Source organism: Streptococcus merionis DSM 19192, assembly GCF_000380085.1.
Taxonomy (GTDB): Bacteria; Bacillota; Bacilli; order Lactobacillales; family Streptococcaceae; genus Streptococcus; species Streptococcus merionis.
In genome coordinates, this window is sequence record NZ_KB904538.1 from 189,539 (window position 1) to 216,044 (window position 26,506).

The window sequence follows — 26,506 nt, forward strand, 5'->3', positions numbered from 1 at the left end:
CTTAGTCCTCCAATATAAAACGTTCCGCGACTGTATCTCCTAAAAAGAGACCTTTCTTAGTCATCTGAATCTGCTGGCGGTCAGATTTGAGCAAGCCTTCAGCGATGAGGTCGTCAACAACGCTACCGTAAAGTTTTTCAAAGCTCGTGTTAAATTTAGCTTCAAACTTGGCAACAGAAACCCCTGATTTTTTGCGCAAGCCTAGGAAGAGCTCTTCTTCCATCATCTCCTGCTTGGTCAAAACCTCCTGCCCTAAACGCGCATGCTTGTCCTCAGCAATGGCTTTTAAATAATGCTGAATCGGCCCACGGTTGCGGTAACGCACACCGTCAATATAACCAGAAGCACCAGCACCGCAACCATAATACTCACTATTATCCCAGTACATGAGGTTATGCCGACTTTCAAAGCCTGGCTTAGTGAAATTCGAAATCTCATAATGCTCAAAACCATTTGCCTCAAGTTCATTGAGAATATATTCGAACATATCCGACTCTAAATCTTCATTTGGCAGATGTAGGTGCCCTCGACGCTGACGGTTCATAAAAACCGTATGGTTTTCCAAGATCAAGCTGTAAAGACTGAGATGAGGAATATCTAGCTTCAAGGCTTTTTTGACATTGTCCTTGACCTGATCCATAGTCTGATTAGGCAGAGCGTAAATCAGGTCAATAGAGATGTTGTGAAATCCTGCGGCTTTGAGACGATGGATACTGTCGTAGATCTGTTCTTGATTATGACTGCGTCCGATTTGCTTGAGCATACGATCGTCAAAAGTCTGAACACCGAGCGACACACGATTGACCTTAGAACGCTTGAGCACCTCAATCTTATCTTTGTCCAAATCTCCTGGATTAGCCTCAATGGTAAACTCTTCTACTCGACTAAGGTCAATATAGTTATTCAGATTTGTCAGTAAATACTCTAATTGCTTAGCAGAAATAGCTGTTGGCGTTCCACCACCGATGTAAAGCGTTCTGAGCGCTGGCATGTCAGCTGCTTTCACTTCCTCTATTAAGCTTTTCAGATACTGATCCACTGGCTGATTTTTGATAAAAACCTTTGAAAAATCACAGTAAAAACAAATCTGTGTGCAAAAAGGGATATGAATGTAGGCTGAAGTCGGTTTAGTCTGCATGATGTTATTATACCACATTTGAAACATTCTAAAGACGAAAAAATCTTATTGGATTAGGAAGCCCACTCCACTGAAAAAATCTATCTGCTAAAAATAATGTGAACGGTATTGTTTAAAAATTAGCTAAAAAAGACGAATGATATGCAACCTTTGTTGTTATCATTCGCTTTTTCTTTGTTAGATTTTAACGATTTTTACTTTTTCAGTAGCCTCCAGATTAGTCAATAATTTCAAGAGAGGTCTTCTCCATTAGTCTTTATAACCTTTTGATACCAAGCAAAACTATCCTTTTTCAGACGTCTACCACTACCGTTACCATAATCATCCAAATCAACATAAATAAACCCATATCGCTTGGACATTTCACTTGATGAGCAAGATACAATATCAATTGGTCCCCAAGCATAATATCCACGGACATCTACTCCATCTTTGATAGCCTCTTTCATCTGAGCAATATGGTCTCGGTAATAATCTACACGGTAGTCGTCATGAACTTGACCATTAACCAACTCATCATAGTAGCCAACCCCATTTTCAGTAACATAGATCGGTTTTTGATAACGATCCCAAAATTCATTGAGAAGTATTCTAAAGCCAATTGGGTCTATTGTCCAGCCCCAAGGGTTAGCTGGTAACTCCATGTTTCGTATGGCTTCATTACCATTTTCAAAACTTTCTTTTGTAACCATACGTGTATAGTAATAGGAGAATGAAAAGAAATCACATGTATTTTGTAAATCTTTTTCATCATTTGGTCCAAACTCAATCTGGATTCCTCTTTCATCAAAGAAGCGGAAGGCATATCCTGGGTAGTAACCTCTTAAAAGGACATCCGAGAAAAAATACTCCATCTGATTATGGCGTAGAGTTGCCAGTTGGTCTTCTGGTTTTGCAGTTGCAGCATAGGAAGGCCCCCCGCAAAGCATCATACCAATTTGAAGATTTGGATAGTTTTCATGTGCATAACGCGTTGCCCGCGCACATGAAACCATTTCATTGTGTACAGCTTGATATTTAGCACTTTGCAAATCATCCACAACATCTTCTGCAACACCTAAGTGATTGAATGATTCGTGTCCGATTAAATTTATCTGATTTACAATTATCCATAACTTAACACGGTCAGAATAGCGGTCAAAAAGAACTTGACAATAGCGCTCAAAGAAACCTATGACTTCTCGTGAATACCAGCCCTTATATTTTAAAGTAAGATTAAGAGGAATTTCATAATGTGAGATGGTAATCATTGGTTCCATGCCGAGTTTAATAATCTCATCAACGAGATCATCATAAAATCTTAATCCTGCCTCATTTGGTTCCTTGTCATCACCATTTGGAAAAATACGTGCCCAATTTATACTTGTTCGGAAAGTTTTTAATCCTAACTCAGCAAGTAAGGCAAGATCTTCTTTATAAGTATGGTAAAAATCAATTCCCCAACGTTTTGGAAAGATGTGACCGTCACCGTGTCCAGCAGCCATTGCTTCGCGCACATAGCTTGAATCTAATTCGACATTATACTTTTTATCAATCGCTATATCATCTCGAAATTCGTTAATATCAGCTACGCACAATCCTTTACCATCTATATCATAGGCACCTTCTATCTGATTAGCAGCAACTGCTCCACCCCATAAAAAATCTTTTGGAAATCCATTTGGAACTCTAGTCATTTTCGTCTCCTATCTTTTCTTCCAATGTTTTAAATCGCATATCTATAACCTCTGTTAACCTTACTAATTGCTTAGCAATATTTATTTCTGAATAAATGGTCATCAGGGTATCCTGTGCATGAGCAAATAAAACTGAATATTCTCGTTTTTCACCATTTGTTTCAGTAGAAATAGCATCTGTCTGTACCTTATGAGCTTCCACAATCTTTTTATTAGCAACTTTTAAATGTGACTTTGCTTCTTCTAGCTCAAAATTTGCTAAACACTTTAATGCTTTTTGACATTCAACACGTGCATCACCAGCATGAAGAATGATCTGCATCGAGTTTTGAACCACTTCCTCGTTCATTACTTTAAACACCCTTTCACCTTATCCTGCCAGTACTTCTTCTTCGATACTTTGTTTTTCATATGTTTTAAAAAACGGATACCAAATAAGACTAGATACAACAACAGTAACGATAGCAAACAACACTCCTTGTAAAGAGCCTTGTGTTGAAATCCAAGTAGAGATTGGATATGGGCAATACCACATTTCAAATTGAATTTCTGGAATAGGAGCAAGTGGAATTACTTTACAGAAAACCCATGTCAAAGCTGGAATTACAACTCCTGAAATCCACATTGGAATCATCATAATAGGGTTAAATGCGATACAGCCAAAAACAACAGGTTCATTGATATTAAAAATTGCAGGTCCCAAACAAGCACGTCCTAGTGCCTTTAACTTTTTCGATTTAGAAGTGGCTAACATTATTACTAATGGCAATGTACATCCTACACCACCAATCCACATGTATGTGCCAAACATTAGAGTTTCAGTATACATGTTCAAATTTGCAACCGTAGCTGTTCCAGCTGCAACTAAAGACAAGTTAGTCGCGATAGATGTTAATTTTACGGGTTGCGAAACTGGTGTTAATACCCATGTTGAAATTCCCATTGAATAAATGAAACAATAAATCGCACTCATCAAAATAAATCCATACCAAGTATTTAGGATACCTGCCAGCGGCATGAAGATACCTGAAATAATCGCGTAAATATTAACATTTAATACTTGTATAACAATAAAACCTGTAAAAACAATCAATCCAATTGGAAGCAAGGCATCAAACCACTGTCGAACAAAATCTGGAATGGCACTATCTTCCTTGAAGAACGTAAATTTACCAAATAAATTAAAAACTATACTGACAATGATACCTGTAAACATTGCGCAGAACATTCCTCCTGCACCAAAGGCACTCGAACCAAAGCCAACCGTTTCTTCTGCAACTAATTCTGGAGTAATAGTAATAAAAAATAAAATTAGTCCTGTCGCTCCAGCAATGAGACGATTTTTTCTCATCCGTTTCTTTTCACAAAAGTTAAAAGGGATCAAAAAAGCAACCAATACTGAAATCATTCCCATCGTCCATCCAAATGGTGTCCAAAATGAAAATGGCAGTTTAACATAGTTTTCAACTACTGCTCCTACACAAAATAAAGACCCCAATAAGATAAACGGTAAAACCTGCATAATAGAGTCTTTAATCGTAACAACCCATGTATTGTGATTGATTTTATTTATTTTTGGTGCAAAACTTGTTTGTAACCAATTAATTAATGTATCCATTTTTACTCCTATCTTTCCAGCTCCTCTTGTAAATGCGCGATTGCTTGTGAACCATCTAAAGTTGCATAGTATTCCCCTTTCATCAAGATAACCTTAACATCTGTTCCCGCGGTGTAATCTTCTACTTCATCAATAATGTAAGCTAAATGAGGACCAACCATCAAGGCATCAATTTCATCTATATAATTCTCAATTTCAGATTCGCTACGAGCTTTTATATCCATATCAAGTCCTTGCTCTTTCGCTGCTTTACGCATATTGGCTGCCATGAAACCTGAGCTGGCTCCTGATCCACAAACCAGTAATACATTTGTAGTAGACATAGTATTTCTCCTTTTTCGTTTGTTGCGTTTATTATCTCCTTTTTCTCTTTTAATATCTACTAAACTTTTGCACCTTCAGAGTGCAATTGATTAATAGAAAAAATCAACAACATTTCCTATAATAGTAGGTATCAATAGATAGGGAATAGTAGAAAGGAGAGATGATGAACAAAAAACAAGAACAATTGCTTCAACTGTTATCTGAACATACTACGCTAACAGCAAGTGCGCTCGCACATTATTTATCAGTTTCTGTTCGAACTGTAAAAAATTATGTCAAGGAAATTAACGAAGAATTTCCAAATACTGTTATTTCTTCTCATTCTGGTTACTCTATAGCGAACTGTCTTCCACGCTACATTTTTCAAGAACAAACGAGTAATCAGACTGTGGAAGAACGTCACAGTCATATTCTCATCAAAATTTTAAGTGCGGAGAGGCCAGTTGATGCTTTTGACTTAGCAGATGATTTATTCGTCAGTTATTCTACCCTTCAAACTGACTTACGCAAAATTAGAAAACAATTAACCAAATTTAATCTCTCACTCATCCTAAAAAATAATCAGTTAACAGTAGGTGGTAGTGAAAAAGATAAGCGTAAACTTATCAGTAATCTGCTTTATAATCAATCACATATTCACTTTATGAATTATAGCACCATTCAAAGCCTGTTTCCTGACATTGATATTGCTTTTCTTAAAACCGTTACATTAGAAATCTTGGAGAAATACCATTATTTTATTAATGATTATTCTCTCATTAATTTCATCATGCACCTAAGTATTATGATTAATCGCATTATGAACCATAATATCAGTCTACTCCATCATCAAACGTTTCAGTTACCAGAGACTGTCTCTCATATCTGTCAATCCCTTTCAGAAAAAATAGAATCACGATTTGGTATTTTGCTTTCCGATGCCGATCAGGCTGAATTGGCCATCTTACTTCTTTCTCGTACGACAAGAGTTGATTACCGAAATTCAAATAGTCAAGATATTGAAAAATACATCGGTGATGAAGCAAGGGGCTTAGTTGACATTATTTTACAACAATTAGATACACTATATCTCATTCAACTCAATGATAATAGTGAGTTTATCCTTCGTTTTTCTATCCACATCAAAAATTTGCTAACCCGCGCTAGAAATAACTATCTCAATAAAAATCCACTGGTTGACAACATCAAACTCCAAAGTCCTCTGATATATGATATTTCGGTGACTATTGCTTCTATCATAAAGAATCAGGCAGGTTTATCTATAAATGATGATGAAATAGCCTATATTGCTTTTCATCTTGGGAGCTTGATTGAGAGTCAACAAGAACTGGTAGAAACAACAACTGTCATTTTATACTCACCTGATTACTATCAAAGCGCTCGGACTCTAGCTACCCAGCTATCCGAACATTTTGGCAATCGACTCTTTATTAAAAATATCGTTAACGATGAAGAACAAATTCTCAATGATGACAGTAGTGATCTAATCATTGCGACCGTTCCTGTCAACAAGGAAATATCTATCCCTATCCTCCTAATTACTCCATTCTTCCATCATAGAGATAAAGAAAAATTATCTAAAAAACTGGATAACCTTATTTTTCAGCGTAAACGAAAAGAATTTGAAACTAATTTGAGAGACTTATTTTCTGCTGATTTATTTGAAATTACAACCGAAATATCTGATAAAGAAAAAGCCATTTCTCATATGTGCAAAATACTTTATGATAGAGGTTATACTCAGTCTGATTTTGAACAGAAAATTATTGAGCGCGAAAAGCTTTCTTCAACTGCTTTTGATCGATTTGCGATTCCACATACTATGACTATGGAAGCCAAGAAAACAGGGATCTTTTTCCTCATTAATCGTAAGGGAATTGTTTGGAGTTCTAAAAAAATACAACTCGTTATCATGCTTTGCTTTTCGTCTAGTAACCGTACGACTTTCCATCAGATATTTGAGCCACTGACCAATATTCTTATTGAACCTCAAAATTTCGAAAAAATTATTAATAGTAAACACTATGAAGAATGTGTAGAATACTTAGTCTCCTGTTACCGCTCTGACTGACAAATTAAAATACTAAAAACCAGTGAATTTAGCAGCAGCTATGAATAATTGTTAGCAAAAAACGAATGACTTCCTCTTTGAATTTAAAGGAAGTCATTCATTTTTGGTTTTCAAAAGTTTATCTATCGGTACTCTTTAGTGTTCTAGTTACTCGATTTTTCTTTTTCTATAAAGGATCAGATAATCACCACATGCTTGCCAATGAATTGTCCTGATTCAAGATTTTTATGTGCTTGTGCTACGCTCTCTAACCCATGGTAAATCTGAGCAATCGGAATTTTGATGTCACCTTTTGCAACAGCCGCTAACATGGTATTGAGAACTTGAGCTGATAAATCGTGGATATCTCCTGCATAGCTTGTCAGATATTTACCCTTTGGAATGGAAAATGGCGAAAACTGCTCTGCTATCCAACGACCACTAAGTGCGCCGGTAAAGCACAAATACCCACCTTTTTTCAAAAAGGCCATATCTTGGAAGAGCGTTGTCATACCGACTAATTCCAAGACCTTATCAACACCTTGAGGTGCGATTTTTAACAGTTCTTGTTCTAAATTCTCATCGTCTAAAAGAGGGGAATCACAGCCAAAATGCGTTAGGGTTTCTAATTTATTTTCTTGTCGGCTAGTTGCAAAAACAGTCGCTCCTAGGTCTTTTCCCAAAGCGATAGCCATCAGACCAACGGTTGATGAGCCACCACGAACCAAAAGACTTTCTCCTTTTCCTAATTGAAGGCCCTGTGTCAGTGAGCCATACGCTGTCTGCAACATTTCAGGAATAGCTCCTAAAATTCCCCAGTCTAAGCTACTCTCAAAAGGAATCAAATGCTCTTCCTTGACCAGCATATATTCAGCATAGGAGCCGTCTGTAGAACGACCTAATCCTCCCATCATGGTTGCAACTTGCTGACCAACTGCTAATTGACTATCTTGAGCAACCTCTTCGATAACTCCGACCCCCTCAATCCCTAAAATGCGCGGAAATGAGAAGTCACTATCTGATTCACCTTTTCGGCTGGTCACTTCTGACTCGTTCACACCAAAAGCTTTCACTTTCACTAGCGCATAACCCTGCTTTATTTGAGGGACTGGAACTTCGATTGGTCGCAACTCTTCGACTCGACAGGGGTTATCTAATTTTATAGCTTTCATAGTTCCCACCATTTCTATTTCAGATTGACATAAGACTACGGACGCTCCACGCCATCAAAAGTTTCTAAGACCAACTTTGCATGTTCTGTGGCATCATAAGGAAGGTTTCCAACACCATTTACGTATAGTTTTTCTTTTGTCACTGTTGGCCAAGGCAGGTCTTTTCCTTCTGCCAGATCAAGAATAGCATCTCGAACCTGCGTATCTCGTATCTTTTGTTCCTCACTAGCATTTGGACTGGTTTGACCAACAATACCGTACATTTCCGTGCCATGTACAGCGTATTCTGCTCCTTCTACAGGACCAATTGCCATCAAGTAGGCCTTTCCACCCGCATTAGCATGCGCAATCGCACCACGTGTTTGTGGAAGTGTGAAAGAAAAGTCTGTCAAGAGATATCCCCTGACTTCAACCGGCTTTCTATTATTAATATCGAATGTATCAATAATTTCTCTTGCTTTCGTAAGTGTCATGCGATTAGCATGTGCATATTCTTCAACTAGATTATTAATGGTAATGGGGTCATAATCTTCTGTGCGATATAGTACCCAGTAAAAATTCTCTTCTGATGTGCTACTAAACAGTATATCAATGTCTTTTTTCTGACCTGATTTCAAAAGATCCATGACGTGTTCAGCAATCACACCACTTTCTAAGTGTCTATCGTCTGTTACAGCAATAACAATATTGTCTATACCATGCTGAACACCTGGATCTTTAGCCTGAGTAGCAGACATCGCCTCAGCCAATTCATAAGCATCTACTTCTAAGAGTTTTTCAGGATTATCCACGCAATCAAAGGCTTTAAGCACTTCTAGTGCTCTTTCTTCCGAAGCCCAAGCTGGAACCAAGCGCGCTGGCATACCTGAGAAAGCTGCGATGTGATGGAAAAGCCCATCTGCTTCAGGTGCTGCTAATAGATGCAGACAGGAATAAGCGCCTGCACTATGCCCAGTTAGAGTGACATTATTAGGATCCCCACCAAATGTTGCGATATTTTCTTTCACCCATTTTAGAGCAGTAATCATATCTTGCAGTCCTAGATTAGTAGCGTCTTTTAACTTACCACCAAACTGTGCCAAGGACAGCCAACCAAAGGGACCTAAGCGGTAATTGATTGATACACCTATAACTCTACCAGTCGCCGCTAAACCAGCAGCATTTGAAGTGGTTTGGCCATTTGAACCAAGTACCCAACCGCCACCATAAATATAAATAACGACAGGCAACAGCTCATCCCCACGATCAACCGGTGCCCAGACATTCAAATTTAAGCAATCTTCACTAAAGCCAGTATCCGCTTCCAACCAACTAGTATCTCCTGCTTGTAGCGGCGCAAACCCCTTTTTATCATATTTCTTGCTAGGATCAAAATTCAAAAGAGTTGGCTTTTGAAATCGCTCTGCTTTGGCGTAAGGAATCCCTAGCCACTCCTCTACATTTGGAAAGGTTGCGTTTAATTTCGACATATCTTACTCCTTTTTCTTTAAAATTAACCTAAGTATACACTATCCTCTTACGTTACAGTCAAGAGGTTTCACAAAAATTGACATAGTTTTTGATAGACTGCATGTGTCAATCGACAATCGTTGAGTGCTCGATGTTTATGACGGCCAATAAGGTTAAAGCAGGCCGTTAAGTCATCTAACCTGTGATGAGGTAAGTCCAGAAATCGTCTGGACAAACGAAGAGTATCCACCATATCATTGGTTAATTGAAGACCATGCACCTCTAGCAAATTGTCATAGAGAGCGTTCACATCAAAATGCACATTGTGTCCAATGATGACATCATCACCTAGAAAAGCATAAAAGTCCAACAAAACTTGAGGAAGTTCTGGTGCACTAGCCAGCATCTGGTCTGTAATGCCTGTCAGATTTTTGATAAAAGGGGTTAACCTCTGATGGGGATTGATAAGCATGGAAAAGTCAGCTACGATTTGACTGTCTCGCACACGTATCGCTGAAATTTCAATGATCTTGGCTTGTTTTCCATCCATGCCTGTTGTTTCAATATCCACAACCGTGTAATTCCCCAGTTTAGCCACTAAACTCTGCCCCTTGAAGGGTCTTTGATTAGTACTCATTGAACCCTTCTATCTTTGAATGTGCAATGATAACGATTGTCTTTGTCATATCGATACCTCTACTTCTTTTGAGTTTTGTAATCATCTGAAAGTGTATGATGCTTTTCTTTCCACTCTTTAATGTAATTCAAGCGCTCCTTAAACCGTCGCTCATTTCCCTCCTCAGTCGGCTGATAATAGCTGTGTCCTACCAAATTATCTGGCATGGTTTGCATGTCCGTCAACTTATCCTCATAAAAATGTGCCAACTGATACCCCTTGCCATAACCTACTTCCTTCATCAATTTTGTTGTAGCATTGCGGAGATGAAGCGGAATCGGTTCATTCATTGTTTCCTTGACGTCTTTAGCAGCACGGAGTCTCGCTTTATAAACGGCATTCGATTTTGGAGCTAGGGACAGATAAATAACCGCTTGTGTCAAATGCACATCGCACTCTGGTAATCCTAAAAATTGGCAGGCTTGAAAGGTCTCAACCGTTAATGACAAGGCGCGTGTATCGGCTAAACCAATGTCTTCTGATGCAAAACGAATTAAGCGCCGTGCGATATAAAGCGGATCCTCACCGCCATCTAACATTCTAGTCATCCAATAAATGGCCGCATCTGGATCGCTATTGCGCATTGATTTATGTAAAGCTGAGATGATATTGTAGTGTTCTTCGCCCGTCTTATCATAAAAGAGCATTTTCTTCTCTAGCAACTCTTCCATCATGTCATCAGCCACTACAACTTTGCGATCTACTTCTTCACTATTTAAAACCGCCATTTCCAGCACATTGAGCGCTGTACGGGCATCTCCATCAGCATAATGAGCAATTCTTTTTAAATTGTCTTGACTGATAATTATTTCTTTGTTTGGAAAAGCGCGTTCATCTTTGAGCACATGACTGAGCATACTGACCATTTCGCTTACGGATAACTGCTTGAGGACAAACACCTTGCATCGTGAGAGCAAAGCTCCATTGACCTCAAAGGAAGGATTTTCAGTCGTTGCACCAATTAAAACAATCGAACCTTTCTCGACAAAGGGCAAGAAAGCGTCCTGCTGAGCCTTGTTAAAACGATGAATTTCGTCAATAAAAACAAGTGTCCGCTCTCCGTACTGGCGGTTTTCTTCAGCTTCATGCATAATATTGCGAATTTCCTTAATCCCAGAAGTCACCGCAGAAAAAGTGATAAACTTAGCTTGGGTTTGATTCGCAATGATATTAGCCAATGTTGTTTTGCCAACACCTGGCGGTCCCCAAAAAATCATAGATGATAGCTGTCCTTGTTCCAGCATCTTGCGCAGGACTTTTCCCCTACCAATCAACTGCTCTTGTCCAAAATAATCATCTAAATTTCTCGGACGGACACGCGCCGCTAAGGGTTGATTATAATCTGAAATCGTGTCAAATAAAGATGTCATTTCCCCTCCTGTAAAATGCGATATTGCAAGACTTGCTCGGCAGAAGAGCCGTTTTTGATAAGCTGCTGATCGGTGTTTATTTGCCAGAGAAAATCTTCTAGCTCTAGCTGGTGTTTGTCGGCATACTCCCGCAGCTGCGTTAAACCATTTAGAATTCCCTCTAAACTTGTCTGAACTTTGATAGAAAGGTAACGTCCTGCTGATTTGGTAATGATTGGTATCGTATGGCGACTTCTAGTCATCGAAACTTCCTTGATAAAGCGAAAAGCCGCAGTCATATACTCTTGTCCATTATCAAGTGCTAATTCTGTCAAAAAACCAAGTTGACCAGGTAACTTGCTGTTTATATCACCCAAATCTGATAGAAAAGCTGCATAAAGCCGTGCAACATCTTCCGGTGTACAGTCCACCTCCAAGTCAGTACACCAAAATGCCTGCTCAACACTAGACAAGATCTGCACCTCATTTTCCACCATATCCTTATAGGGAAATGTCTGTTGTTTATGCATGTCAAGTAAACGATCCAAAAGTTGCAACTGCCTGATATTTTCTTGAATTTTTTCCTGATACTGAGTCAAGTACTCCGCCAGCTGATCTCCATTTGAATCCAAAATGGACTTGATCTCCTCAAGCGAAAGTCCTAATTGGCGTAGACCTGAAATCATCTCAAACTGATAAAGCTGGTCGGGTTCATAAAAACGGTAGCCATTTTCAGCTATTTTAGCCGGTGAAAACAGTCCTTTTTCATCATAAAAAATCAAGGTTCGTCTTGTTGTCTTAGCCAGCCTAGCAAATTCAGAAATTTTTAACACTATAGAGCTCCTCACTTCTTTCTCACTCCTATAGTATAAACCATACCCTTACGGTACAGTCAAGTTAAAACCACTCGTTCTCAGATAACGAGTGGTTTTAACTATTATAGGAACAGACGCTCGCCTCAGCCTCTCATAGAGTGTTTTGCGTCTGGCTACTCAAATCTTGTAAGAGCTTAAAAATCATATTCTGTTCTTCTTTGAGGAGCAATCTTTTATAGACAAACTGAGCTAATCAGAAGATTGCACTAGACGCCAACACTCTCTGATTTGATTTTCAGTGATGCGTTTTGTTGATAGCTTTGGCAGGTGATGCAAGTCAAAAAAGTGTAGGTCACTGACTTCAGTATTGGGTTCAAAATGACCACTTTCTATTTCGCAAGCAAAAACGAGTTTGTAATATTGCTTAGCTTGGATCTGGTTGGGATCTTGATTGGTATCAAAGATAGCTAAAAGTTTACCAATTTTGACTGTGAAGCCAGTTTCTTCTAGAACTTCCTTGGCAGTATTTTCCTTAGGTGTTAAGCCAACTTCTGCAAAACCACCTGGCAGCGCCCAATGGCCTTCAGCTAGTTCATCTTGGATGAGACAGATTTTGCCCTCCTTAAGGATAAACGCTCGGACATCAACCAAGGGTGTCTCATAGGAATTGGTAGGGCGAAGCAATTCGGTCATCTCAGAAGACAACAAGTCAGAAATTTGCCCAATAAGATTAGCAGCTTCTTGACGAATCAAGCTGTAACGTTCTTGGTCAAAGGGATCTTTAGCGTAAGCTAGTCCTGTATTGGTCAGGGCTAGTATTTTTTGCAAATGTTTCAGGACTTCCATTTCTGACTCTGACATAGTAAGTCTTCCTTTCTAAAAAGCAGACCGAAGTCTGCTCAACAGTTAACTATAATACCAGTGACGCTGCACCGATAATGCCTGCGTCGTTACCAAGTTGAGCCAACTTAATCTTAGTTGAGCCAATGATTTGTGGGAAGACATTGGCCTTGAAGACTTCATCTAACCCGTCAAGTAAGAAATCACCTGCAGCAGACACCCCGCCGCCAATGACGATGGCAGACGGATTTAAGAGGCAAGCAATATTGGCGCAGGCAATACCCAGATAACGGGAAAAGTTTTCATAGACGATCTTGCCTAAAACGTCGCCTTTCTTAGCTAGGTCAAAAATCACTTTGGCGGTCACATCTTCCCCACTATCAATCAAGCGTTTAAGCTCTGAATCACCAGCGTAGGTCTGGGCGTAACGACGGCCAAGATTGACAATACCAGTCGCAGATGTCACTGTTTCCAAGCACCCTAGCTTACCGCAGGTACACATGATTGGGGCGTCAAAGTCAACGACCATGTGACCGATTTCACCACCAGCACCACCAGCACCGTGGATAAGGTTGCCGCCGGCAACAACGCCACCACCGACACCTGTTCCCAACGTCACAAAGACAACATCAGGATCGTTCTCGCCAGCACCTTTCCACTTCTCACCAAGCGCTGCTACATTAGCATCATTGTCGATAAAGAAGGGAATGCCAAGGGCAGACTCAATCTGCTCCTTAACAGGCTGAACAGTCTTCCAGTTAAGGTTGTAAGCGCCGACTACAGTACCCTTGTCACGATTAATGGCTCCCGGAGAACCCATCCCGATGCCAAGAATGTCATCTTTAGTCAGCCCCAGATCGTTCAGACGATCCTTAAGCGATGCGATAATGTCTGGTACAATATGACTGCCCTCGTCCAAAATATTGGTTGCAATGGACCATTTGTCCTGCACATCACCATCTTTTGTCAAAATGGCAAACTTAACAGATGTGCCACCTAAATCAATCCCGATAATTTTCTGAGTCATCTTACACTCCTTTGACCTATTATCTATATTCGTTTTCCATTTCATTATACCACTTTATGCAAGGGCTTGCATGATTTTTCTAAGGAATTTTTAAAAATTTTGCCCTAAAAAATAAAGAAGAAAAATAAGGAGGATATGCCAACCAAATTGAATAAAATGCCGCCGAGCAGATAAGGAATACTTCTGACGATATTCATAAATCTGCGGTAAACTGCCAAGCACCATGAACTCAAGGGCAAAAAGAGAAATCTGCCAGTCTGCGTAGGCTTGAGCGTATGACCAAGTTACAGCTAAAAGAAGCAAGCTGCTCCCTGCACTCACTAGTACAAGCAAAAGATTAAACTTTCCTTTACGCCAACGCCAGACGGCTTCTCCAAGCGTGAACAAGAGATAAATCGTTAGCGTTATCACTAATATATTTTTCATCATCTTATTGCAACTCACTCAGGTATTCATAGCGGTCGTACTTTTCAAGTAAGGTCTCGTTTGCCACATCCAACTCCCTTTGCAGCTCTGCCAGACGACTATAATTGCTAGCATTTTCCTGCATGGCCGCTTCGATCTCGCTAATCTGATTTTCAAGATTTTCAATATCCGTCTCGATTTTTTCCCACTCTTGCTTTTCCGTATAAGACATCCGTTTGACAACGGTTGTTTTATCCTTTCCTACCTTTTCCTTAGTCGCAGACTGCTCTGCTTTCAGGCTTTCTTCCGCTAGGAATTTCTTTTCATCCAAATAATCCGTGTAGTTCCCGTAAAACGTCTCTACACCATGCGGCTCAAAAGCTAGAATTTTACTGGCAACCTTATCTAAGAAATAGCGGTCGTGACTGACTGTGATGACTGGGCCTGCAAACTGCGCCAAAAACTGCTCTAGCACTGTCAAAGTGGCAATGTCCAAGTCGTTAGTCGGCTCGTCCAAAAGAAGGACATTGGGTTGCTGCAGAAGGATCTTTAGGAGGAAAAGTCGCTTTTGTTCACCGCCTGAAAGCTTCTCAATCAGAGTTCCATGCGTGTTACGCGGAAAGAGAAATTGCTCCAAAAGCTCAGCAATAGAGACCTGACCAGCGTTGGTCTGAGCTTCTTCTGCCACTTCCTGAAGGAAATTGATGACACGCTTACTGGTGTCAAGCCCCTTAATTTGCTGGGAAAAGTAACCGATTCTAACTGTCTCACCAATTTCAACCAGACCAGCATCAGGTTTGAGCTCTCCTGCGATCAGATTGAGCAAGGTTGACTTGCCACGGCCATTTTCACCGACAATCCCGATGCGATCCTTATTTTGAATCAGTAGATTAAAATCTTTCAAAATCGGCAAATTTGGATAAGCAAAGTCAACTCCTTCAAACTTGACGACCTTTTTACCGATACGACTGGTCTGAAAATTCATCTCCAATGTCGCTTGGTCTGTCTTATTAGAGACTTGCTCTTTCAAATCGTGAAAACGATTGATCCTAGCCTGCTGCTTGGTCGCCCGCGCCTGCGGTTGCCGACGCATCCACTCCAACTCTTGCTTGTAGAGTTGCCCCTGCTTGTGACGCAGGGCCATATCTCGCTCGTCCTGCTCTGCCTTGAGTCGGACATAATCCTGATAATTACCCTGATATTCAATCAAGCGTGCTCGATCCAACTCAAAAATCCGTGTCGCAAGATTATCCAAAAAATAGCGGTCGTGGGTGATGAAAAGCACCGTTCGCTTCTCTGTCTTGAGGTAATTGGTCAACCACTCAATAGTTGCAATGTCCAGATGGTTGGTCGGCTCATCCAGAAGAAGTAAATCTTCTCGTCCCAGCAAAACTTGGGCTAACTGCACTCGACGGCGCAGACCGCCTGACAAATCACCGACCAGACGATGGAGTTCAGTCAGGCCGAGCTTGTTCAGCACTGTTTTGACCTGACTTTCAATTTCCCAAGCATTGCTGGCGTCCATTTGTGCCATGAGATGATTGAGCTTGTCCTGCTGACTCTCGTCATAGTTAGCCAACAATTGCTCATAGCTCTTGATCAAACGCATTTCTGACAAGTCATCCGACAGCACTGTATCTAAAATAGTCTTGGAATCATCAAAAACTGGATTCTGCGTCAAATAGGCAATGCTATAGTCATTTTTCTTGGAAAAAGGGTTGACATCGCCATCAAAACCCAAGCTCCCTGAAATGACATCTAAAAGGGTCGTTTTTCCTGTCCCATTGACCCCAATAATTCCAATGCGGTCTTCCTTGTGAATGATAAAGGAAATGTCCTGAAAAACCGTCTTGTCACCGACCGATTTGGTCAATTTTTCTGCGATAAAATCACTCATCAACTACTCTTTCTGCAATAAACTCAAAGATGGCTTCCTGATTATTGTCCAGCTGACCATCAACGATAGCCATCTCAATCGTATGTAGTAAATCTCCCAAATGCGGGCCTGCTTTAAGACCAAGCTCCACCATCAGTGTCCGTCCTGTGACAGCCATCTCCTGCTTGCTATGAATGGTCAACGTCTGATCTAACTGGTCTATATGGTTAAAATCAACCGAAAGCCCCTGACCTGCTCGTAATTCTTCAACTGCCTTGAGAAAATCAGCCCCAAAACGATAGCAATCCCGCTTGGTTAATTCTCGCTGCTCACGAATCCTGAGAATCTGGACTAATTTGTCAACATCTTTTTGGAACTGACTAGATGTCTTCCAAGCCTTTAGAAAACCTTTGATATCTGTAATGCTAAGAGCGTATAATAACCCCGCCCAAGCTTGCTCGGAAGAACCAAACTGAAAATCTGAAGCCAAACTCTGGCAGAAAGACTGAATAGCCAGAGCTTTATCTTTTAAACCGGGTAAATAATGTTGCGCTCCGCTATCAACCAAAAGCTCCAATCCCTTTTGCCAAAAAAAAGCCATCAAGAGCTTATCAAACTCAATAAAGGAGCGTTCAACAGAGATTTCTTCCAGCAGATGGGCATAGTCAGCCATAGCCGCAAAGGTCTGCTCTTCAATGTCAAAACCCAAGCTAGCCACAAAGCGAAAGCCTCGCATGATGCGCAGAGCATCTTCATTGAAGCGCTCCGAAGCCTGTCCAACAGCTCGCAAACGCTTTTCTTCAAGGTCAGTCAAGCCATCAAAAAGATCGATGACATTGGCCTCCTCATCAAGTGCAAAGGCATTGACGGTGAAATCTCGTCGCTTCAAATCTTCTTCTAGCGACCGAACAAAATGCACCGCGGATGGTCTGCGAAAATCGACATAGACATCTTCCGTCCGAAAAGTCGTGATTTCATACTCACGACCACCGGTCAAAACCAAGACCGTTCCGTGTTCAATTCCTACATCAATGGTCTTTGGGAAAATCGTCTTGGTTTCCTCTGGATAACTGGAAGTCGCAATGTCAACATCATGAATCGGCCGACCCAGAATGGCATCACGAACCGATCCACCAACAAAATAAGCTTCAAAACCGGCTTTTTTTATTTTTTCTAAAATGGGCAAAGCCTCCTGAAACTCAGAAGGCAGAGTTGTTAATCTCATCATAACTGTTCCAATCCATAAACCAATTCTTGGCGCTCAACTATTTCTTTTCTTCCTAGATTCACTCCAGAACATGCCATCGTAGTGCTGTCAATCCCTCTCCCTGCGCACCGAAGATAGTCTCTTGATGAGCAACAAAGCCTAGCAACCAAAACGAAGTGCACCCCATGTCATCAATACTTTCTTCAGCAGTAAATGGATAGATCAATCCAACACCACTACAAATAGCTCTTTTTTACTAATCAATAAGTCTAAACTTAACTCCAACTCAAAAAACTAACGATAAGGAATGAGAAGCTAGCCTTGAATGAAAATGCTAAGCTGCGACACAGGTTCTTAGCATTTTGAGCATGAACAGAGATTTTAAGAAATTTTTGGTGAAATCCCAAAAGCAATGGCTCCTTCGCCCAAGTGCGTCCCGATAACAGCTCCGAAAGGCACAATAGCTAAATTGCTGCTAAGGCCACTCGCCACCAAAAGATTTTTAAAGTCCTCAGCCTTATCAGGACAATTGGCATGGATAATCGCCACCTGATAATCGCCATCAGCAGTCTGCTCTTCTAAAATCTCAATCAAGCGCTTAATAGCCTTTTTCTCCGTACGAACCTTTTCGTAAACCTCAATGAAGCCGTCGTTAAAGTACAAAATCGGTTTAATTTTCAAGAGATTTCCAAGCAGAGCTGATCCATTTGACAAACGCCCACCCTTAACCAGATGGTCAAGATCATCCACCATGATAAAGGCATGCGTTTTTTCGATAAGTGGTCTCAAGTTAGCCATAATCTCGTCAAATGATTGACCTGCTTTACTCTGATTGAGAACTTGCTCGACCATCATTCCCAAAGGAGCAGATGTAATCTTAGTATCTGGAAAAGCGATCGTAAGGTTTGGATACTCTTCCGGCAAATACTGAATATTTTGCCAAAACCCTGAAATCCCGCTGGAGAGAAAAAGCCCTAAAACGTGGGTGTAGCCATCTTTAGGAAACTCCTGCAAGAGCTGATCCAGCTCGGCCACGCTTGGTTGGCTGGTCTTGGGCAGTTCCTGAGATTGTGCCATCTTTTCATAAAACTCAGAGACAGTCAGATTTTCCCCCTCTACATAGGAGGTACCGTCAATGGTCACTGGAATCGTCAACACATAGACATCTGCATCATGTAGGACTTTTTCAGATAAAAAGGCTGAGTTGTCCGTTACAATAGCTAATTTCATAACACTTCCTAAAATTCTAACTTAATACCAGGTGCATCAAAAGCAATCTCAGTGACTTCGTAGGTCAAGCGACGCAACATATCCAAAACAGGTGCTGAGATTTCTTGGATTTCTTCTTGACTAAACTCACTTGGTTGCTCCACCAGACGGCCAACGATTTCATTTTCCTGAGAAATGCCACCTGAAACCACAAAGTCCTTAAAGACCACCATAAAGCGTACAACAGCCATCAGATGGGTTGCCCCTGCTTCGTAATCCTGCTTGACTAAGTGAAAATTAACTTCCACCTTTGTCTTAGGAACACCATTCTTCTTTTCCCATTCTTCATTGCGAGCATCAAAATGATACTGATTGACAATTTCTTGTTTACGATTGATTTGCATAGTCTACCTCTTTGTCTTTACACTCTTTTCATTATACCATATTTTCAGACAATTGTTCCTCTCAAATGCAGAAAAACCTCACTGTGAAAAGCGAGGTTACGCATCTATTTGAGATTACTTAGCCTTGCGCAAGTAACCAAAGAGGAAACCAGAAACAAGGGCACCGATCAAAACATAGAGGATGTAAAGCACCGGATTGCTAGTTAGAGCGATGACAAAGATACCACCGTGAGGAGCCATGAGTTTGATACCTGAAAGGCCAACCAAACCACCTGCAAGGGCAGACCCTACAATGAAACTTGGAATCGCACGGGCTGGGTCAGCTGCGCCAAATGGAATAGCACCTTCAGTGATGAAAGACAGCCCCATGATGATATTAGTCAAACCAGAATCGCGTTCTTCTTTCGTAAACTTGTCTTTAAAGAGAAGAGTTGCGACAAAGACTGCTAACGGTGGTACCATACCACCAGCCATAACAGCTGCCATAACAACTGAACCGCCTGAAGCGACAGTTGCTGCAAGAGTCCCTGTACCAAAGACATAGGCTGCTTTATTAACAGGCCCACCCATATCCACAGCCATCATTCCGCCAACCAAGAGGCCTAGAAGAACGGCAGAGCTACCAGAAAGACTGGTCAAGAAGTTGTTAAGCGCTGTGTTGATAGCTGCCATTGGAATATTTACCAAGAACATGAGGAAGCCAGTCGCCAAGACACCCAAAAGTGGTAAGATAAGGATTGACTTAGTGCCCTCAAGTGACCGGGGGACTTTCACGTATTTCTTGATAGCTAGAACCACATAACCAGCCAAAAATCCACCAACAAGAGCGCCGAGGAAGCCCGACGGTACAGCTGCTGGTATTTCTGCTGTTGCGCCTGCATAAGGAATTTTTCCAAAGGCCAAACCGCTTGATGCAATCGCACCTGCTACAAAACCTGATACCAAACCTGGTTTTTCAGCGATAGAGTAGGCAATGTATCCCGCAAGAACTGGCAACATAAATCCAAAAGCTGCTCCACCGATGCTATTGAACATGGCTGCAATCTGATTGTAGGAACCAAGGTTTCCAAGGTTAGCTTCTGGTACACCTAGAAGGTTATCGAGCAAGAAAGCAATCGCAATCATGATTCCACCACCGATAACAAAGGGTAACATTTGAGACACACCGCTCATCAGGTGTTTGTAGAATTGCCCACCGAGCGATTTTTTCTCTTCGGTTTCAACCTTCTTGCTACCAGCTACTGCTTTATAAATTGGGGCATCGCCAGAGAGGGCTAAAGTAATCAATTCTTCTGTCTTGCGAATGCCATCTGCCACTGGACGATTGACTAAAGGTTTACCGTCAAAGCGATCCATCTCAACAGCTTTATCAGCTGCAACGATAACTGCCTTCGCTTTGGCAATGTCAGCTGCGGTGAGGGCATTACCGACACCTGAGGCACCGTTTGTCTCAACCTTGATAGCTACACCCATTTCAGCAGCTTGCTTCTTAAGAGCTTCTTCCGCCATGAAAGTATGGGCAATACCAGTCGTACATGCGGTTACAGCAACGATGAAATCGTCAGAATCAGTTGGTAGAGCAGTTTCTGATACAACTTCTTCGGCTTCAGGAGCAAAGAGGGCTGTCACTTCTGCTGCTGACTGAGCAGCACGCAACTTGGCTGCAAATCCATCTTTCATCAGGTACTGAGACAATTGAGCCAAGGCTGCTAAATGGGTATCGTTAGCCCCTTCCGGTGCAGCAATCATAAAGAAAAGATCCGTTGGCTGACCGTCTAAACTAGCATAGTCTACACCAGTCGCTGATTTGGCAAAAAGGACTGTCGCTTCCTTAACCGCAGCGTTCTTGCTATGGGGCATGGCAATCCCATCACCAAGACCAGTTGACGTTTGCGCCTCACGCGCCATAATACCAGCCTTGAAAGCATCAAAGTCAGTTACGACGCCTACTTCTACTAACTTAGCAATCATCTCATCGATCACTGCTTCTTTTTCAGTTGCTTGTAAATCCAGCAACATGACGTCTTGACGTAATACATCTTGGATGTTCATCGTTTTTCTACCTCAACTTTTTGATATATTTCTTTGATAAATGCTGCAGACGCTAAATCGTCTGAGAAAGTTGTCGCTGTCCCACAGGCAACACCCCATTTGAAAGCTTCCAGAGCATCACCAGTCTCGACCAGTTTACCCGTAAAGCCAGCCACCATAGAATCACCTGCTCCGACAGAATTCTTGATTTCACCCTTGATTGGCTTAGCAAAGTACGCCCCGTCAGAAGTGACTAAAAGAGCTCCGTCACCCGCCATAGAGATGATGACATGCTGAGCACCTCTGTCCAAGACCTGCTTAGCGTAAGATTCAATCTCACCAAGATCGGTTAATTCTACACCAAAGATAGCTCCTAGCTCATGGTTATTTGGTTTGACCAAGAGTGGTGAGAACTCAAGAGAGTCAATCAGCGTCTGCCCTTCAAAGTCACAAATCACCTGCGCTCCTGTTGCGCGAGTCTTAGCAATCATCTGCTTGTAGACACCATTGCCCAGATTAGCTGGTGCAGATCCTGCAAAGACCACAACATCGTCAGCAGTCAGATGGCTCAAAATAGCCTCCAACTCTGCTAATTTTTCCCTTGAGATAAACGGCCCTGTTCCATTGATTTCTGTTTCTTCATCAGCCTTAATCTTGACGTTAATCCGAGTATCCTCATCAACTCGGACAAAAGCTGTATTGATCCTCTCAGCTTTGAGCGCATTTTCAATAAAATCGCCCGTGAAACCACCGATATAACCTGTCGCTGTATTAGCAATCTCTAATCGCTGCAAGATACGACTGACATTGATCCCTTTTCCGCCAGCGTATTTATCATCGCTGGTCATCCGATTAACCGCACCGTACTCGACATGAGCGAGACGAACGATGAAGTCAATCGACGGATTGAGCGTGACGGTATAAATCATACTTCTATTACCCTCGTTTTCTTTTTGATTTCTTGGAGAATAGCCTTGCTAGAACGATTGGTCAGCAAGGTCACCTGATCTAAAGTGGCGACTTTAACAAAAGCAAACTGTCCTAGCTTGGACTCGTCTGCTAAGACATAGGTCTCCTTAGCATTAGCAATAATGGCCTGCTTGATAAGAGCTTCCTCTGGATCTGGTGTTGTCAAATGCTCCTTGTCAACGCCATTCATTCCCACAAAAGCCTTATCAAAATTGAGACTCTGAATTTGCTTCAAGGCAAAGCTGCCAACACTAGCATCCGTGTTTTCCTTGACCAAGCCACCGACAATGATAGTCTTGATACCCTGCTCCACTAACGTCGCTGCATGATGAATAGAATTCGTCACCACTGTCAAGCTTTTTGCTTGCATGATAGCCTGCTGTGCAAGCGCTTGAACCAATAGAGCTGTTGTCGTCCCTGCATCGATGAAAATCACATCACCCTCACTGATAACTGTCAGTGCTTTATCTGCTAGCAATCTTTTTTCATGAATGTTTTTGACAGATTTCTCTTGATTGCTAGGTTCTGCTCCAATCGGTGGTAGGGCTTCTGCTCCACCATGAACACGCCTCAGCTTGCGCTCTTGCTCCAACTCATCCAAGTCCCTACGAACAGTGGATTCTGACGTTTCAAGCAATGATACCAAAGCCTCCAGTGTCACAATCTGATCGGCAGCAATTTTCTCCAAAATCAACTGTTTACGTTCTGACTTAAGAATAAAACCACCTCCTGAAATCGATTACAGATACTATTGTAGCACAAATTCGTTCAAAGTCAATCATTTTCTATCAAAAACGTTCAAAATCCTGTAAAAAAATAGTGGTCAACACTTAGACCACTGAAATATAGTTGATTGAAACAAGATTAGAACAAAGTTATCTCAAAATCAGGTTGTCATCTAGCATATCTTTCTGAACCACAGTTATACCGTTCTTGATTCAACTGACTATAAAAGAACCTGATTGCTCAGATTCTTAACTCCTACTCCTCCCACAAGGTTCGATCAATCGGCTGCGGACCGAAGGTTTGGGAGACTGGGACAATTTCGATGCGGCTGATATTGACATGGGCTGGTTGTTCTAAGGCCCACAAAACTGTGCTTGCAATATCTTCTGGCTGAATGCTACCTGCTCCGTCATATAGCTTAGCCGCTCGCTCATCATCGCCTTTAAAGCGGACATTAGAAAACTCTGTTCCCCCGCACAGACCTGGTTCGATATTGGTTACGCGCAAGCGAGTTCCTGCAAGATCCGCACGGAGATTTTGACTGAACTGTTTGACATAAGCCTTGGTAGCACCATAGACATTCCCGCCTGGATAGGGAATAGTACCAGCAGTTGAGCCAATATTAACGACATGTCCCTGATTGCGCTTGACCATGTCTGGCAAGACTATGCGGGTCAGATAAGTCAAACCAATAATATTAGTTTCAATCATCGTTTGCCAATCTGCAAAATCTGCCTGATAGGCAGGATCGAGCCCTAGGGCGAGTCCTGCGTTATTGACCAAGGCATCAATCTGCTGCCACTCGACTGGCAAACTAGCTAAAGCTTGATCCACCTGCTCAGACTTTGACACGTCCATCTGAAGAGGGAAAAATTGCTCACCCAAGACACCCTTTAAGCTCTGTAACTTTTCAAAACGGCGGGCAACACCAATAACACGATAGCCTTTCTCAACCAAGCTCTGACAGATAGCTTGGCCAAATCCAGCTGAAGCACCCGTGACTAAAATCGTTTGTGGCATGTAAATTCCTCCTTATTAATTGGTTGATTGAAAAATTAAGAACCTGCTCAACATGTTCATTCAAAGTTGCTTATTGTTAGCTTTTTTCAAAATACAGTTAGTCTAGCTTCAAAATCAAAGATTCTTAATGATAAACACTGGTTCTAAGAGACAAAGTGAGCTGAAGCCTGATGATAGGCAAGGTCTGCTTCGACCTTTTTAAGTCTGAAAGAAAGCAGTAAACCACTGCTAGCAATCCCTAAAATCAAGCCGATCCAGTAGCTGTATGGTCCTAGGTTAGTCACATGTTCAATCAGAAAAGCGCTTGGCAGAGAAATCCCCCAATAGGCCATCACACCAATCATAAAGGGACGCCGTGTGTCCTTGTAGCCCCTGAGGATCCCTTGAATCGGTGCCGTATAGGCGTCGGCCATCTGAAAACATAAACTGTAAGTCAAAAAGACACTAGTCGTCTGGATAAAGGCTGGATCTGTCCCGTAAAGACTAGCCACCTTTTCACGAAAAATGAAAAGAAAGACCAACGTCATCACGGCAAATCCAAAGGCTAATCGCCGACCAATCTTAGCGTAGGCCTTAGCATCCTCCAAGCGCTCAGCACCGATTTCATAAGAAACGGTGATCGGCAGAGCTGTTGCTATTGAGACAGGAAAAGCATACATAAGACTCGAAAAGTTCATAGCTGCTTGGTGCGACGCGATCATAGCTGTCGAGTATTTGGCCATTAAAAGACCAACCACTGCAAAGATAGCTACTTCCACAAAAATAGCACCACCAATCGGCAAACCTAGTCGAAAGCCCGCTCCCATCTCTCGCCAATTGAGCGGTGAAAATTTCCAGAGTTTAAATATCTTAATTTTCGGATGAACAACCATGACAGCTAGGACAATGATGAGCACCAACCAGTAAGCTAGGGCTGTCCCCAGCCCTGCACCCGCTCCGCCCATCTGCGGAAAACCCCATTTCCCAAAAATCAAGAGATAGTTAAAAAAGGAGTTAAAGGGCAGCAAAAGCAACATGAGAAACATGGATAAACGCGTCAGGCCTAGAGCGTCAAAGAAACTACGGCAGACACTGAATAAAAAGAGCGGAAAAATCCCAAGAGATAGCCAAGACAGGTAGCTACTTGCTACTTGAAAGACCTCATCTTCCAGTCCTAGAAGCCCCAGCGCAGCATCTCCACCAAACTGGACTAAAAGCCAGAAAAACACGGTTAACACAATGCTCATATAGGTAAACTGGTGAAAGTCTCGTGGAATTTTAGCCCTCTCCTTTCGGCCTAAATGCTGCCCAACTATAGGCACTAAGGCTGACACGATACCTGTCAGAAAAGTAAAGAACGGATTCCACAGACTAGTTGCCATGGATACCCCAGCCAAATCCACTGTACTATAGCGTCCTGTCATCATAGTGTCAATAAAGGATGCTGAATAGCTGGCCAATTGGTAAATCAAAATCGGGAAGAAAATCACAATAAACAGACGCATTTTCTCTTCAAGTGTTTTCGTTTCGTACATAATAGCTCCTTGAGACTATTATAGCACATTCCTTTTTACAGCTTGACGAAAACATCATATCCTTTTTGGCAAAAATTCCCTAAAAGAGGCTAGACCACTCAATAACGATAAATAAGAGTTGCAGAGCAAAAACGAACAAATAAATCTATTATTTTTTAACTTCTTGTTGATAAAAGGCTGCCAGCGCTTCTTGCCAAGTTGGGATAACAAAGCCCGTGGCCTTAGCTTTAGCCAAGCTCATCGTTGAGTTCAGCGGGCGTTTTGCCTTAGCTGGAAATTGATCTGACGTCACTGGATTGACCGTAACATTCTTATCCTTGAGAATTTCCTTGGCAAAATCATACCAGGTAATCCCTTTTTCAGAGTCATTGGATAAATGGTAGTAGCCATAGTCCTGCTTAGTATCTACCAAATAAACCATAAATTCTGCCAAAGTCCGTGTCCAAGTTGGCCGTCCAAATTGGTCATTCACAACGCCTAAGGTGTCTCTGGTTTCAGCCAAATTTTGCATGGTGAAAACAAAATTTTTACCATAATTCCCAAAGACCCATGCTGTACGTACAGTATAAAATTTATTTGTCAAGCGCTCAACTGCTTCTTCACCCAAACGCTTGGCACGGCCATATTCCGTTTGTGGGTTGGCAGGCTCATCAACCTCAAGCTCCAAACCAGCTGGCTTTTGCCCTTCAAAAACATAGTCTGTCGAAATATAGACCAAAATTGCATTGTGGACTGCAGCAGCTTTAGCGACATTCTCTGTTCCTAAAACGTTGATCTTTTCATTAAGCTCTTTGCCTTCGTCTTCAGCAGCGTCAACCGCAGTATAGGCAGCACAGTGGTAAACGACGGTCGGCTTGACCTCTGCAAAAAAGGCAGTTACCTTCTCTGCGTCAGTAATATCCATTTCAGCCACATCGGCTGCGACATAAGCTATACCACGCTCATCCAAAAGATGGCGCAATTCTGTTCCTAATTGGCCATTGGCACCTGTAATTAAAATCATGATGGACT

General features: G+C 41.7%; 24 protein-coding genes and 1 pseudogene. 1 reads left to right on the top strand and 24 read right to left on the bottom strand.

All coding sequences use genetic code 11. The features are described 5' to 3' along the window. Position 1: 1 nt before the first annotated feature. The 5 genes from hemW to A3I5_RS0100950 all read right to left on the bottom strand — a co-directional run bounded on the left by hemW (position 2) and on the right by A3I5_RS0100950 (position 4,755). The gene (hemW, locus tag A3I5_RS0100930; RefSeq protein WP_026216856.1) at positions 2 to 1,138 is read right to left on the bottom strand and encodes a radical SAM family heme chaperone HemW; all 1,137 of its coding nucleotides are present in this window, start codon (positions 1,136 to 1,138) and stop codon (positions 2 to 4) included. A gap of 230 nt (positions 1,139 to 1,368) precedes the next feature. Further along, complete coding sequence (locus A3I5_RS0100935) at positions 1,369 to 2,814, bottom strand: glycoside hydrolase family 1 protein (RefSeq protein WP_018372736.1); 1,446 nt, start codon at positions 2,812 to 2,814, stop codon at positions 1,369 to 1,371. After that, positions 2,807 to 3,175 (bottom strand): PTS lactose/cellobiose transporter subunit IIA, encoded by a 369-nt coding sequence (locus A3I5_RS0100940; protein WP_231869679.1) that lies wholly within the window; start codon positions 3,173 to 3,175, stop codon positions 2,807 to 2,809. Before A3I5_RS0100940 ends, A3I5_RS0100935 begins: the two co-directional genes overlap by 8 nt. 9 nt (positions 3,176 to 3,184) lie before the next feature. After that, complete coding sequence (locus tag A3I5_RS0100945; protein WP_018372738.1) at positions 3,185 to 4,432, bottom strand: PTS sugar transporter subunit IIC; 1,248 nt, start codon at positions 4,430 to 4,432, stop codon at positions 3,185 to 3,187. Positions 4,433 to 4,440: 8 nt separating this feature from the next. Next, entirely contained in the window at positions 4,441 to 4,755 is a 315-nt protein-coding gene (locus A3I5_RS0100950) for a PTS sugar transporter subunit IIB (RefSeq protein WP_018372739.1), read from the bottom strand. Positions 4,756 to 4,919: 164 nt separating this feature from the next. Here A3I5_RS0100950 and A3I5_RS0100955 point away from each other — a divergent pair, with 164 nt between their 5' ends. Then, complete coding sequence (locus tag A3I5_RS0100955; RefSeq protein WP_018372740.1) at positions 4,920 to 6,827, top strand: BglG family transcription antiterminator; 1,908 nt, start codon at positions 4,920 to 4,922, stop codon at positions 6,825 to 6,827. 176 nt (positions 6,828 to 7,003) lie between these two features. Here A3I5_RS0100955 and A3I5_RS0100960 read toward each other — a convergent pair whose 3' ends face one another. The 19 genes and pseudogenes from A3I5_RS0100960 to rfbD all read right to left on the bottom strand — a co-directional run bounded on the left by A3I5_RS0100960 (position 7,004) and on the right by rfbD (position 26,498). After that, positions 7,004 to 7,978, bottom strand: a complete 975-nt coding sequence (locus A3I5_RS0100960) for an alcohol dehydrogenase catalytic domain-containing protein (protein WP_018372741.1) — start codon at positions 7,976 to 7,978, stop codon at positions 7,004 to 7,006. Positions 7,979 to 8,013: 35 nt separating this feature from the next. Further along, complete coding sequence (locus A3I5_RS0100965; RefSeq protein ID WP_018372742.1) at positions 8,014 to 9,447, bottom strand: carboxylesterase family protein; 1,434 nt, start codon at positions 9,445 to 9,447, stop codon at positions 8,014 to 8,016. A 68-nt stretch (positions 9,448 to 9,515) separates the two neighbouring features. Further along, complete coding sequence (locus tag A3I5_RS0100970) at positions 9,516 to 10,064, bottom strand: 3'-5' exonuclease (protein ID WP_040834406.1); 549 nt, start codon at positions 10,062 to 10,064, stop codon at positions 9,516 to 9,518. Between the two features lie 59 nt (positions 10,065 to 10,123). Then, entirely contained in the window at positions 10,124 to 11,473 is a 1,350-nt protein-coding gene (locus A3I5_RS0100975; RefSeq protein WP_018372744.1) for a replication-associated recombination protein A, read from the bottom strand. Beyond that, entirely contained in the window at positions 11,470 to 12,285 is an 816-nt protein-coding gene (locus tag A3I5_RS0100980; protein WP_018372745.1) for a MerR family transcriptional regulator, read from the bottom strand. Before A3I5_RS0100980 ends, A3I5_RS0100975 begins: the two co-directional genes overlap by 4 nt. 231 nt (positions 12,286 to 12,516) lie before the next feature. Then, entirely contained in the window at positions 12,517 to 13,128 is a 612-nt protein-coding gene (locus A3I5_RS0100985; protein ID WP_018372746.1) for an NUDIX hydrolase N-terminal domain-containing protein, read from the bottom strand. Positions 13,129 to 13,177: 49 nt separating this feature from the next. Beyond that, positions 13,178 to 14,134 carry an ROK family glucokinase gene (locus A3I5_RS0100990; RefSeq protein ID WP_018372747.1) on the bottom strand — a complete coding sequence of 319 codons (957 nt, stop codon included), beginning with the start codon at positions 14,132 to 14,134 and terminating at the stop codon, positions 13,178 to 13,180. Positions 14,135 to 14,224: 90 nt separating this feature from the next. Beyond that, the gene (locus A3I5_RS0100995) at positions 14,225 to 14,563 is read right to left on the bottom strand and encodes a hypothetical protein (protein ID WP_018372748.1); all 339 of its coding nucleotides are present in this window, start codon (positions 14,561 to 14,563) and stop codon (positions 14,225 to 14,227) included. A gap of 1 nt (position 14,564) precedes the next feature. Then, complete coding sequence (locus A3I5_RS0101000; protein ID WP_018372749.1) at positions 14,565 to 16,436, bottom strand: ABC-F family ATP-binding cassette domain-containing protein; 1,872 nt, start codon at positions 16,434 to 16,436, stop codon at positions 14,565 to 14,567. Continuing rightward, positions 16,429 to 17,640: a CCA tRNA nucleotidyltransferase gene (locus tag A3I5_RS0101005; RefSeq protein ID WP_026216858.1), complete on the bottom strand. Its 1,212-nt coding sequence runs from the start codon at positions 17,638 to 17,640 to the stop codon at positions 16,429 to 16,431. Before A3I5_RS0101005 ends, A3I5_RS0101000 begins: the two co-directional genes overlap by 8 nt. Continuing rightward, positions 17,640 to 17,788 (bottom strand): annotated as a pseudogene (locus tag A3I5_RS12855) (4-hydroxy-tetrahydrodipicolinate reductase); the annotation flags it as partial. The gene A3I5_RS0101005 and the pseudogene A3I5_RS12855, both read right to left, overlap by 1 nt. A gap of 215 nt (positions 17,789 to 18,003) precedes the next feature. Further along, a complete protein-coding gene (locus A3I5_RS0101010) occupies positions 18,004 to 18,852 on the bottom strand; it encodes a DegV family protein (RefSeq protein ID WP_018372751.1) in 849 nt (282 codons plus the stop codon). 8 nt (positions 18,853 to 18,860) lie between these two features. After that, entirely contained in the window at positions 18,861 to 19,235 is a 375-nt protein-coding gene (locus A3I5_RS0101015; RefSeq protein ID WP_018372752.1) for a DUF1149 family protein, read from the bottom strand. Between the two features lie 114 nt (positions 19,236 to 19,349). Beyond that, a complete protein-coding gene (locus A3I5_RS0101020) occupies positions 19,350 to 21,287 on the bottom strand; it encodes a PTS fructose transporter subunit IIABC (RefSeq protein ID WP_018372753.1) in 1,938 nt (645 codons plus the stop codon). Beyond that, positions 21,284 to 22,195 (bottom strand): 1-phosphofructokinase, encoded by a 912-nt coding sequence (gene pfkB / locus A3I5_RS0101025; RefSeq protein WP_018372754.1) that lies wholly within the window; start codon positions 22,193 to 22,195, stop codon positions 21,284 to 21,286. Before pfkB ends, A3I5_RS0101020 begins: the two co-directional genes overlap by 4 nt. Then, complete coding sequence (locus tag A3I5_RS0101030) at positions 22,192 to 22,971, bottom strand: DeoR/GlpR family DNA-binding transcription regulator (protein ID WP_083903274.1); 780 nt, start codon at positions 22,969 to 22,971, stop codon at positions 22,192 to 22,194. Before A3I5_RS0101030 ends, pfkB begins: the two co-directional genes overlap by 4 nt. 245 nt (positions 22,972 to 23,216) lie before the next feature. Then, on the bottom strand, positions 23,217 to 23,981 hold the full coding sequence (locus A3I5_RS0101035; RefSeq protein WP_018372756.1) for an SDR family oxidoreductase: 765 nt from the start codon (positions 23,979 to 23,981) through the stop codon (positions 23,217 to 23,219). A gap of 143 nt (positions 23,982 to 24,124) precedes the next feature. Beyond that, the gene (locus A3I5_RS0101040) at positions 24,125 to 25,495 is read right to left on the bottom strand and encodes an MATE family efflux transporter (RefSeq protein ID WP_018372757.1); all 1,371 of its coding nucleotides are present in this window, start codon (positions 25,493 to 25,495) and stop codon (positions 24,125 to 24,127) included. A gap of 148 nt (positions 25,496 to 25,643) precedes the next feature. Further along, positions 25,644 to 26,498, bottom strand: coding sequence for a dTDP-4-dehydrorhamnose reductase (gene rfbD, locus A3I5_RS0101045; protein ID WP_018372758.1), 855 nt, complete (start codon positions 26,496 to 26,498; stop codon positions 25,644 to 25,646). Positions 26,499 to 26,506 lie beyond the last annotated feature (8 nt).

What these genes read in the sequence shown, in the direction of transcription:
- A3I5_RS0100935 (WP_018372736.1), bottom strand. Translation starts at nt 2,814, where the DNA reads ATGACTAGAGTTCCAAATGGATTTCCAAAAGATTTTTTATGGGGTGGA.
- A3I5_RS0100975 (WP_018372744.1), bottom strand. Translation starts at nt 11,473, where the DNA reads ATGACATCTTTATTTGACACGATTTCAGATTATAATCAACCCTTAGCG.
- A3I5_RS0101000 (WP_018372749.1), bottom strand. Translation starts at nt 16,436, where the DNA reads ATGAGTGATTTTATCGCAGAAAAATTGACCAAATCGGTCGGTGACAAG.
- A3I5_RS0101020 (WP_018372753.1), bottom strand. Translation starts at nt 21,287, where the DNA reads ATGAACATCCAAGATGTATTACGTCAAGACGTCATGTTGCTGGATTTA.
- A3I5_RS0100985 (WP_018372746.1), bottom strand. Translation starts at nt 13,128, where the DNA reads ATGTCAGAGTCAGAAATGGAAGTCCTGAAACATTTGCAAAAAATACTA.
- A3I5_RS0100970 (WP_040834406.1), bottom strand. Translation starts at nt 10,064, where the DNA reads ATGAGTACTAATCAAAGACCCTTCAAGGGGCAGAGTTTAGTGGCTAAA.
- rfbD (WP_018372758.1), bottom strand. Translation starts at nt 26,498, where the DNA reads ATGATTTTAATTACAGGTGCCAATGGCCAATTAGGAACAGAATTGCGC.
- A3I5_RS0101015 (WP_018372752.1), bottom strand. Translation starts at nt 19,235, where the DNA reads ATGCAAATCAATCGTAAACAAGAAATTGTCAATCAGTATCATTTTGAT.
- A3I5_RS0100945 (WP_018372738.1), bottom strand. Translation starts at nt 4,432, where the DNA reads ATGGATACATTAATTAATTGGTTACAAACAAGTTTTGCACCAAAAATA.
- A3I5_RS0100995 (WP_018372748.1), bottom strand. Translation starts at nt 14,563, where the DNA reads ATGATGAAAAATATATTAGTGATAACGCTAACGATTTATCTCTTGTTC.
- A3I5_RS0101040 (WP_018372757.1), bottom strand. Translation starts at nt 25,495, where the DNA reads ATGTACGAAACGAAAACACTTGAAGAGAAAATGCGTCTGTTTATTGTG.
- A3I5_RS0100990 (WP_018372747.1), bottom strand. Translation starts at nt 14,134, where the DNA reads ATGACTCAGAAAATTATCGGGATTGATTTAGGTGGCACATCTGTTAAG.
- A3I5_RS0100950 (WP_018372739.1), bottom strand. Translation starts at nt 4,755, where the DNA reads ATGTCTACTACAAATGTATTACTGGTTTGTGGATCAGGAGCCAGCTCA.
- A3I5_RS0101010 (WP_018372751.1), bottom strand. Translation starts at nt 18,852, where the DNA reads ATGAAATTAGCTATTGTAACGGACAACTCAGCCTTTTTATCTGAAAAA.
- A3I5_RS0101005 (WP_026216858.1), bottom strand. Translation starts at nt 17,640, where the DNA reads ATGAGATTAACAACTCTGCCTTCTGAGTTTCAGGAGGCTTTGCCCATT.
- A3I5_RS0100965 (WP_018372742.1), bottom strand. Translation starts at nt 9,447, where the DNA reads ATGTCGAAATTAAACGCAACCTTTCCAAATGTAGAGGAGTGGCTAGGG.
- A3I5_RS0100955 (WP_018372740.1), top strand. Translation starts at nt 4,920, where the DNA reads ATGAACAAAAAACAAGAACAATTGCTTCAACTGTTATCTGAACATACT.
- pfkB (WP_018372754.1), bottom strand. Translation starts at nt 22,195, where the DNA reads ATGATTTATACCGTCACGCTCAATCCGTCGATTGACTTCATCGTTCGT.
- A3I5_RS0101035 (WP_018372756.1), bottom strand. Translation starts at nt 23,981, where the DNA reads ATGCCACAAACGATTTTAGTCACGGGTGCTTCAGCTGGATTTGGCCAA.
- hemW (WP_026216856.1), bottom strand. Translation starts at nt 1,138, where the DNA reads ATGCAGACTAAACCGACTTCAGCCTACATTCATATCCCTTTTTGCACA.
- A3I5_RS0100960 (WP_018372741.1), bottom strand. Translation starts at nt 7,978, where the DNA reads ATGAAAGCTATAAAATTAGATAACCCCTGTCGAGTCGAAGAGTTGCGA.